This window comes from Streptomyces sp. NPDC002144, from assembly GCF_053593695.1.
Window position 1 is genome coordinate 282894 of record NZ_JBSFDB010000009.1, and the last position, 8065, is coordinate 290958.

The window sequence follows — 8065 nt, forward strand, 5'->3', positions numbered from 1 at the left end:
CCGAGAGGACGCAGATGTCCTTCACCGCCGTACACCGCCGTGCCTGGCTGTCCGAGCAGGACTGCGACCTCGACTCCTTCCGCGCGCTGGTCGAGCGGAGGGCCGATCCCGCCGACTATCCGCACGCCTGCGGGGTGGAGCGGAACGTCCTGCTGTACGACGCCGGGCGCCTCGGTGCGGCCCGGGACCGCCGGGACATCCAGGAGGAGCTGGTCAGGGCGCTCACCGACGGCCCCGGTGTCGTGGTGTTCCGGGGGGCGTTCCCCGACGGGGCGGTGGTCGACCGGCTCACCGAGGTGTTCGACGCGCTGATCCGTGAGCAGTACGCGGCGGGCGCGACGGCCGGCGACCACTTCGCCAAGCCCGGTGCCAACGAGCGGGTGTGGAACGCGCTGGAGAAGGCGGCCCTCTACGACCCGGCGGCGTTCGCCGACTACTACGCCAACCCCGTGCTAGCCCTGGTCTCGGAGGCCTGGCTGGGCCCCGGCTATCAGGTGACCTCGCAGGTCAACGTGGTCAACCCGGGCGGTCTCGCGCAGACCGCGCACCGCGACTACCACCTCGGCTTCCTCTCCGACGAGGCCGCCGCGGCGTATCCGGCGCACGTGCACCGCCTCTCCCCCGTGCTCACCCTGCAGGGCGCGGTCGCGCACCGCGACATGCCGGTCGAGTCGGGGCCGACGCTGTACCTGCCCTTCTCGCAGACGTACGAGCCGGGCTACCTGGCCTGGCGGCGGCCGGAGTTCCAGGGGTACTTCAAGGAGCACCACGTCCAGCTCCCGCTCGCCAAGGGCGACGCCGCCTTCTTCAACCCGGCGCTGTTCCACGCCGCCGGCACCAACCGCACCACGGACGTACGGCGCATGGCCAACCTGCTGCAGGTGTCCTCGGCCTTCGGGCGCGCGATGGAGACCGTGGACCGGGAGGCGGTGACGAACGCCGTCTACCCGGTGCTGCTGCGGCGCAGGGCGGACGGCGCCGACGCGGCCTGGCTGGAGAACGTGATCGCCGCGAGCGCCGAGGGCTACCCCTTCCCCACCAACCTCGACAGCGACCCTCCGGTGGACGGCCTCGCCCCGCCCTCGCAGGCGGACGTCGTACGCCAGGCGCTGAGCCTGGGCTGGACCCCACGGACCCTGCGGGACGCGCTCCGGGCCGGCGCCGAGCGGCGCACGAGCTGAAAGGACACCGGACACCCATGGGACTTCTCGACGACAAGGTCGTCCTCGTCAACGGCGGCAGCCAGGGCGTGGGCGCCGCCATCGCGCGGGCCGCCGTGCGCGAGGGGGCGGTGGTGGCCTTCACCGGCCGGCGGCCGGAGCCGGGCGAGGCGCTGGTCGCCGAGCTGACGGGCGCCGGCGGCAAGGCGATGTTCGTGCGCGCCGACCTCGCGGACGCCGGGCAGGCCAAGGCCGCAGTGGAGGACGTGGTCGCCGCGTACGGGCGGATCGACTGCCTGGTCAACTCCGCGGGACTCACCTCCCGGGGCACGCTCCTCGACACCACGCCGGAGCTGTTCGACCAGCACATCGCGATCAACCTGAAGGCGCCGTTCTTCGCCATGCAGGCCGCCGTCGCGGACATGGTCGCCCGCAAGGCGCCCGGCACGGTCGTCAACATCATCACCTCCTCGGCGCACGGCGGGCAGCCCTTCCTCGCCCCGTACGTCGCCGCCAAGGCCGGTCTGGTCGGCCTGACCCGCAACGCCGCCCACGCCCACCGCTTCGACCGGGTCCGCATCAACGGCCTGAACATCGGCTGGACGGCGACCGAGGGCGAGGATGCCACGCAGAAGGCCTTCCACGGCGCCGGCGACGACTGGCGCGAGCAGGCCGCGGCCAGGCTGCCGATGGGCAAGCTGGGCCAGCCCGACGAGATCGCCGACTTCGTGGTCCTCCTGCTGTCGGACCGCTCGGGCGTGGTGACCGGTTCGGTGATCGACTGGGACCAGAACGTCCTCGGCGGCCTCGACTGACCTCCCCCTCCGTCGGCCACAACCGCTCACCGGCCTCCTCTCCGGCCACGACAACCGCTCACCGACCTCCTCCCCTCCGCTCGCACGAACCGTTCAAGGAGCTGCAACCGTCATGCGTATCGGCATTCTCGGCCTCGGCCGTATCGGCGCCTTCCACGCCGAGACCCTCTCCGGGCTCGACGTGGTCGAGTCGCTCGTCCTCACCGACCCGTTCGCGGACGCCGCCAAGTCCGCCGCGGAGCGGTTCGGCGGCGAGGTCGTGGACTCGCCGGAGGCCCTGCTGGCCGCCGGTGTCGACGGCATCGTGGTCGCCGCCGCGACGGACGCCCACCCCGGGCTGATCCAGGCCGGCGTCGAGGCCGGCGTCCCCGTCTTCTGCGAGAAGCCGGTGGCCAGGACGATGGCCGAGGGCGTGCGGGTGCTCAAGGCGGTCGAGGGCACGGACGTGCCGATCCAGATCGGCTACAACCGCCGCTTCGACGCCGGTTTCGTCGCCGCCCGCGCGGCCGTGCGCAGCGGTGAGCTGGGGACCCTGCACACCGTGCGCTCGACCACCCTGGACCCGGCGCCGCCGCCGGCCGCCTACATCGCCGCCTCCGGCGGCATCTTCCGCGACTGCAGCGTGCACGACTTCGACATCATCCGCTGGGTGACCGGCCGCGAGGTCGTCGAGGTGTACGCCGTCGGCGGCAACCGGGGCGCCGAGTACATCAAGGAGGCGGGCGACGCCGACACCACCGGCGCGATCCTCACCCTCGACGACGGCACCATCTGCGTGGTGTCCAACTCCCGCCACAACGCCCGGGGTTACGACGTCCGCATGGAGATCCACGGCTTCAAGGACTCCATCGCGGTGGGTCTGGAGGACAAGCTCCCGCTGCGCTCGGTCGAACCGGGCGTGACCTTCCCGGCGGGCACCCCGCACGACTTCTTCATGGACCGCTTCACCGAGGCCTACCGCGCCGAACTCACCGCGTTCACCGAGGTCGTGGCCGGGCGGATCCCCTCGCCGTGCACGATCGCGGACGCCCTGGAGGCCGGCTGGATCGCCGACGCCTGCACGCTGTCCCTGCACGAGCACCGCCCGGTGACGATCGCCGAGGTCCGCGCCGGCTGACGGGCACCGGCACGGCTTCACTGTTCCGGGTGCCGATCGGCGTCAGGCACCCGGAACGCCATCACGTCTCTCCACGTATGAGCAAGGGATGGATCACGTCCCGCCTACCGAGGAGCGACGACCATGAACGCCGGCCAGAAGCCGATGTCCCCGCCGTCCGAAGGCACCGCCCGGCACCGCAGCGCGGTGGTCGTCGGCGCCGGACCGAGCGGCCTCGCGATCGCCCGGGAACTGGAGCGCGCCGGGCACCGCGTGACCGTGCTGGAGGAACGGGACACCGTGGCCGGCAAGTGCCGCAGCGTCGACGTCGACGGGCACGCCTACGACCTCGGCGGCCACATCTGCACCCCCATGTACGAGCGGACCGCGGAGCTGGTGGCCGAGCTGGACGTCGAGACCGAGCGCACCAGCCGCTACCGCGTCCTCGACGCCGGGGGCCGCGAGGCCGCCCGGCAGGCCATGGCGTTCCTGCGCGACGACGCCCTCCCGCGCTATCAGGCCCTGCGCGCAAGGGAGTTCCCGCACATCGCCGAACCCGGGCTCGCCCACTCCGCCCGGGCCCTGGCCGCCCCGGTCGCCGCATGGCTGGCCGAGCACGGGCTGCGGTCCATGGCCGAGTCGTTCGGCACCGGGTACACGGCCGCCGGGTACGGCTACCTCGACGACGACGTGCCGGCGCTGTACTTCGTCAAGTACGCCGAGATGACCGGCCTGTTGTCCAGCAGGCCCCGACTCCTCGGCCACGCGGGCGCGTTCACCGTAGTGGGCGGGTTCGGCGCACTGTGGCGCCGGGTCGCCGACGAGCTGAAGGACGTGCGGTGCGGGGTGCGCGTGGTGTCGGTCGAGCGGCACGCCGAGGGGGTGCGGGTGCACACCGACTCCGGGCCGGTGTCGGCGGACGCGCTGGTGCTGGCAGTCCCGCTGGACCGGATCCTGCCGGTCCTGGACGCCACCGAGGAGGAGCGCGACCTCGCCGGACGCGTCCGCTCCAACGCCTACCACACCACCCTCGCCTCCGCCCCGGGCCTGCCCGAGGACGCCTTCTACTTCCTCGGCCGGCACACCGCGAGCCGCGAGGCGACGGGCCACTGCGTCTCGTACCACCACCGCTACCCCGGCAGCGATGTGCGGACCTTCTACTCCTACGGCCGTCCCGAGGAGGTCTCCGCGCTGCTGCGCGAGGACGTCGCCGCCCTCGGCGGGCGGCTGGAGCAGGTGCATCTGCGGCGCGCGTGGGCGTTCATGCCGCACTTCGGCAGCGCCGACCTCGCCGACGGCGCCCTGGACCGGCTGGAGGCGCTGCAGGGCCACGCGAACACGTACCACGTGGGAGGTCTGCCCGCCTTCGAGCTGATCGAGTCCACGGTGGCCCACGCCCAGGACCTCGCCCGCCGGCACTTCCCACCGGCACACTGAACCCGCAGCAACGGATCAAGGAGGAACACCCGTCATGAGCGAAGCGGTCGCGGAACCCCTGCGCATCGGCGTCCTGGGCGCCGCGCGGATCACCGAGCGCGCCCTGATCGACCCGGCCCGCGGCGCCGGGCACCGCCTCGTCGCGGTGGCCGCCCGCGACCGGTCCCGGGCCGAGGCCTTCGCCGCCGAGCACGGTGTGGAGCGGGTCGTGGACTCCTACGCCGACCTGCTCGCCGACCCCGAGGTCGAGGTCGTCTACAACCCGCTCGCCAACGGCCTGCACGGTCCGTGGAACCTCGCCGCCCTCGCGGCCGGCAAGCACGTCCTGAGCGAGAAGCCGTCGGCGAGCAACGCCGAGGAGGCAACCGAGGTGCGGGAGGCGGCGGCGAAGGCCGGCACGGTGTTCATGGAGGCCTTCCACTACCTCTTCCACCCCGTCACCCGGCGCCTGCACGAGATCGTGGAGAGCGGAGAGATCGGCGAGCTGCGCCGGGTGGAGACGCTGGTCGCGATCCCCGCTCCGCCGGACACCGACCCCCGCTGGTCGCTCGCCCTCGCGGGCGGCGCCGTGATGGACCTGGGCTGCTACAGCCTGCACGCCGTGCGGATGCTGGCCCCCTGGGCGGGCGGCGCCCCGCGCCTGGTCTCCGCGCGGGGCGGCGAACGGGCGGGGGCGCCGGGCGTCGACGAGTGGCTGGACGCCGAGCTGGAGTTCCCGGACGGGGCGACCGGCTCGGCCCGTTGCCACATGGCGTACGACGAGCTGGAGATGAGCTGCCGGATCATCGGCACCGAGGGCGAGGTGAGCGCCCCGAACTTCGTGCTGCCGCAGCTGGACGACCGGGTCGTGGTCCGTACGGCGCGGGGCGAGCGGACCGAGCGGCTGGGCACCCGGTCCTCGTACACGTACCAGCTGGAGGCGTTCGCGGCGCGGGTGCGCGGCGGCGCCCCGCTGCCGCTGGGTCCGCAGGACGCGGTGGCGACGATGACGCTGATCGACGCCTGCTACCGGGCGGCGGGGTTCGAACCGCGGCCGCGCACCGTGACCGGCGGCTGAGATGGAGGCCGTCATCACGCCCGCCCGGATCACCGACATCCGGCAGGTGCTGGCGGATCACGCCCGCTACTGGGGCGGGCGTGACCTGCGCGCGCTCCATCTGCTGCCGCTGGTGCACGAGTTCGGGGAGACCTGTCTGGTGGCCCGGTCGGACGAGGGTGTCCTCGGCTATCTGATCGGCTTCGTCACGCCCGCCGGGACGGGGTACGTGCATCTGGTCGCCACGCGGGAGGACGCCCGGGGCGCGGGGCTGGGACGCGCGCTGTACGACGCGTTCGCCGAGGCCGCGGGGCGGCAGGGCGCGGTGCGGCTGAAGGCGATCACGTCGGTGGGCAACGAGGGCTCGATCGCCTTCCACCGCAGCCTGGGTTTCGGCGTGCGCGTCGAGGAGGAGTACAACGGACCCGGTCAGCCGCGGGTCGTGTTCACCCGCTCGCTCGGCTGACCCGGTACAGCGGCGGCCGCTCCACCAGCTCCACGGGCACCCGGCCGCCGTCCTCCAGGGACCGTACGCCCGCCTCGCACACGGCCGCGACGGCGTAGCCGTCCCAGACGCCGGGCCCGGTGACCTCACCGCGGCGTGTGGCGTCGACCCATGCCTGGACCTCGCGGTCGTAGGCGTCGGCGAAGCGTTCGACGAAGTCCTGGGCGATGGTGCCGCCCCAGCGGCCGGCCATGTTGGTGACCAGGGCGTGACCGTCGCCGACGCGGGCGGTGCCGCGTTCGCAGACCATCTCGGCCTGGACCTGGTAGCCGAAGCCGCAGTTGACGAAGATCTCGACGTCGACGACTGCGCCGCCGTCCGTCTCGAACACCACGAACTGCGGGTCCTGCACCGCGTCCGGGGCGTTCGCGGAGGGGGTGGGCCGCAGCACCGTGACCGAGGTGATCTCCTGGTCCAGGAGCCAGCGGGTCACGTCCATCTCGTGCACCACGGAGTCGTTGATCAGCATCTCGCTGGTCCAGCCGGGTGGGCTGGCCACGTTGCGGTGCCGGTTGTGCAGCATCAGCGGCCGGCCCAACTGCCCTGTCTCCAGAAGGGCCTTGAGCCGCTGGTACTCGGCGTCGTAGCGCCGCATGAAGCCGACCTGGACCCGGCGGTGGCCGAGGCGCCGCTCGGCCTCCATGACACGCAGGGCGGAGGCCGTGTCCGAGGTGAGGGGCTTCTCGCACAGCACGGGCAGATCGCGCTCCAGTGCCGCCAGCAGGGCCGCCTCGTGGGCGGGCCCCGGGGAGGCGATGAGCACGGCGTCGACGTCGGCCGCCGCCATCGCCGCGGCCGGGTCGGTGTGGGCGGTGCAGCCGTCGACGCGGGCGGCGACGGCCTTGGCGCGTTCCGCGTCGACGTCCACGACCGCACTCACCCGGGCCCCGCTGGTGACCTCCTGGATACGGCGGACATGGTCGGCGCCCATCTTCCCGGTGCCGATGACGGCGACGCGCAGCGTTTCGTGCCGGGCCATGGTCGTCCCCTCCGGGTGGTCAGGCGCCGCAGGACCTCAGGAACTTGCGGGTGCGCACCGCGATGGGCAGCGGCTTGTCCGGCTCGCACGGGTACATGTCCTGCTCGACGATGGCGAACATCTCCACGCCGAGCTTCTGCGCCGCCTCCAGCACCGGCCCCAACTCCGGTACACCGGAGGGCGGTTCGCACATCACACCGCGCGCCACGGCGGGCCCGAACGGGGTGCCCTCGGCCTGTACCCCGGCCAGAATCTCCGGGTCGACCTGCTTGAGGTGCAGATAGCCGATCCGCTCGCCGTAGGTCTCGATCAGCTTGACGCTGTCGCCGCCGCAGTAGGCGTAGTGCCCGGTGTCCAGGCAGAGGTTGACCAGTTCGGAGTCGGTCGAGTCGAGGAAGCGCTCGACGTGGTCCTCGGTGTCGACGTGGGTGTCGGCGTGCGGGTGCACGACGATGTCGAGACCGTAGGCCTCCTGCACCTCGTACCCGAGCCGCTCCATGCCCTTGGTCAGGTACGCCCACTGCTCGCCGGTCAGCTCCGGCGGTTCGAGGATCTCGGCGGTCTTGTCGTCCCGCCAGAAGGACGGGATGACGACCAGGTGCCGGGCGCCCATCGCCTGGGTGAGCGCGGCGACCTGGCTGACGTGCTCCCAGGTGGCGTCCCAGACGGAGGGGCCGCGGTGCAGGCCGGTGAAGACGGTGCCGGCCGACACCTTCAGGTCCCGCTTGGCAGTCTCCTCGGCGAGCCGGGCCGGGTCGGTCGGCAGATAGCCGTACGGCCCCAGCTCGATCCACGGGTAGCCGGCCTCGGCGACCTCGTCCAGGAAGCGTTCCCAGGGCACCTGTCGCGGGTCGTCCGGGAACCAGACGCCCCAGGAGTCGGGGGCCGAGCCGACCCGGATGCGGTCCAGGGCGCCGGCCATGTCAGGCCTTCCCTTCCGGACCCGCCGCGACGGGTGCGGTGAGGTCTGCCGCTTCGGGGAGTTCCTCGACGTCGACGCCGCGGACCTGGCTGAGTTCGTGTTTGAGGGCGGCGAG

Annotated in this window: 8 protein-coding genes and 1 pseudogene; 6 read left to right on the forward strand and 3 right to left on the reverse strand. The window is 72.8% G+C overall.

The genetic code is table 11. The features are described 5' to 3' along the window. The first annotated feature begins 14 nt into the window (after positions 1 to 14). The 6 genes from ACWCQ1_RS16690 (at position 15) to ACWCQ1_RS16715 (ending at position 6010) form a co-directional block, all read left to right on the forward strand. Positions 15 to 1181 (forward strand): phytanoyl-CoA dioxygenase family protein, encoded by a 1167-nt coding sequence (locus ACWCQ1_RS16690; RefSeq protein ID WP_451026782.1) that lies wholly within the window; start codon positions 15 to 17, stop codon positions 1179 to 1181. A gap of 17 nt (positions 1182 to 1198) precedes the next feature. Beyond that, positions 1199 to 1975, forward strand: coding sequence for an SDR family oxidoreductase (locus ACWCQ1_RS16695; RefSeq protein WP_451026783.1), 777 nt, complete (start codon positions 1199 to 1201; stop codon positions 1973 to 1975). Between the two features lie 112 nt (positions 1976 to 2087). After that, positions 2088 to 3092 carry a Gfo/Idh/MocA family protein gene (locus tag ACWCQ1_RS16700; RefSeq protein ID WP_133046437.1) on the forward strand — a complete coding sequence of 335 codons (1005 nt, stop codon included), beginning with the start codon at positions 2088 to 2090 and terminating at the stop codon, positions 3090 to 3092. Between the two features lie 123 nt (positions 3093 to 3215). Then, on the forward strand, positions 3216 to 4508 hold the full coding sequence (locus ACWCQ1_RS16705) for a protoporphyrinogen/coproporphyrinogen oxidase (RefSeq protein ID WP_358600700.1): 1293 nt from the start codon (positions 3216 to 3218) through the stop codon (positions 4506 to 4508). A 34-nt stretch (positions 4509 to 4542) separates the two neighbouring features. Beyond that, on the forward strand, positions 4543 to 5565 hold the full coding sequence (locus ACWCQ1_RS16710; RefSeq protein WP_358600697.1) for a Gfo/Idh/MocA family protein: 1023 nt from the start codon (positions 4543 to 4545) through the stop codon (positions 5563 to 5565). 1 nt (position 5566) lies between these two features. Next, positions 5567 to 6010, forward strand: coding sequence for a GNAT family N-acetyltransferase (locus tag ACWCQ1_RS16715; protein ID WP_358600694.1), 444 nt, complete (start codon positions 5567 to 5569; stop codon positions 6008 to 6010). Here ACWCQ1_RS16715 and ACWCQ1_RS16720 read toward each other — a convergent pair. The 3 genes and pseudogenes from ACWCQ1_RS16720 to ACWCQ1_RS16730 all read right to left on the reverse strand — a co-directional run. After that, positions 5991 to 7028, reverse strand: a complete 1038-nt coding sequence (locus ACWCQ1_RS16720) for a Gfo/Idh/MocA family protein (protein WP_358600691.1) — start codon at positions 7026 to 7028, stop codon at positions 5991 to 5993. The two genes, ACWCQ1_RS16715 and ACWCQ1_RS16720, sit on opposite strands and share 20 nt — an antisense overlap. A gap of 19 nt (positions 7029 to 7047) precedes the next feature. Further along, complete coding sequence (locus ACWCQ1_RS16725; protein ID WP_451026784.1) at positions 7048 to 7950, reverse strand: sugar phosphate isomerase/epimerase family protein; 903 nt, start codon at positions 7948 to 7950, stop codon at positions 7048 to 7050. A 1-nt stretch (position 7951) separates the two neighbouring features. Continuing rightward, a pseudogene (locus ACWCQ1_RS16730) lies at positions 7952 to 8065 on the reverse strand (sugar ABC transporter ATP-binding protein); the annotation flags it as partial.

Excerpts from the sequence above, each read along its gene's own strand:
- ACWCQ1_RS16705 (WP_358600700.1), top strand. The coding sequence starts at position 3,216 with ATGAACGCCGGCCAGAAGCCGATGTCCCCGCCGTCCGAAGGCACCGCC.
- ACWCQ1_RS16715 (WP_358600694.1), top strand. The coding sequence starts at position 5,567 with ATGGAGGCCGTCATCACGCCCGCCCGGATCACCGACATCCGGCAGGTG.
- ACWCQ1_RS16695 (WP_451026783.1), top strand. The coding sequence starts at position 1,199 with ATGGGACTTCTCGACGACAAGGTCGTCCTCGTCAACGGCGGCAGCCAG.
- ACWCQ1_RS16690 (WP_451026782.1), top strand. The coding sequence starts at position 15 with ATGTCCTTCACCGCCGTACACCGCCGTGCCTGGCTGTCCGAGCAGGAC.
- ACWCQ1_RS16725 (WP_451026784.1), bottom strand. The coding sequence starts at position 7,950 with ATGGCCGGCGCCCTGGACCGCATCCGGGTCGGCTCGGCCCCCGACTCC.
- ACWCQ1_RS16720 (WP_358600691.1), bottom strand. The coding sequence starts at position 7,028 with ATGGCCCGGCACGAAACGCTGCGCGTCGCCGTCATCGGCACCGGGAAG.
- ACWCQ1_RS16710 (WP_358600697.1), top strand. The coding sequence starts at position 4,543 with ATGAGCGAAGCGGTCGCGGAACCCCTGCGCATCGGCGTCCTGGGCGCC.
- ACWCQ1_RS16700 (WP_133046437.1), top strand. The coding sequence starts at position 2,088 with ATGCGTATCGGCATTCTCGGCCTCGGCCGTATCGGCGCCTTCCACGCC.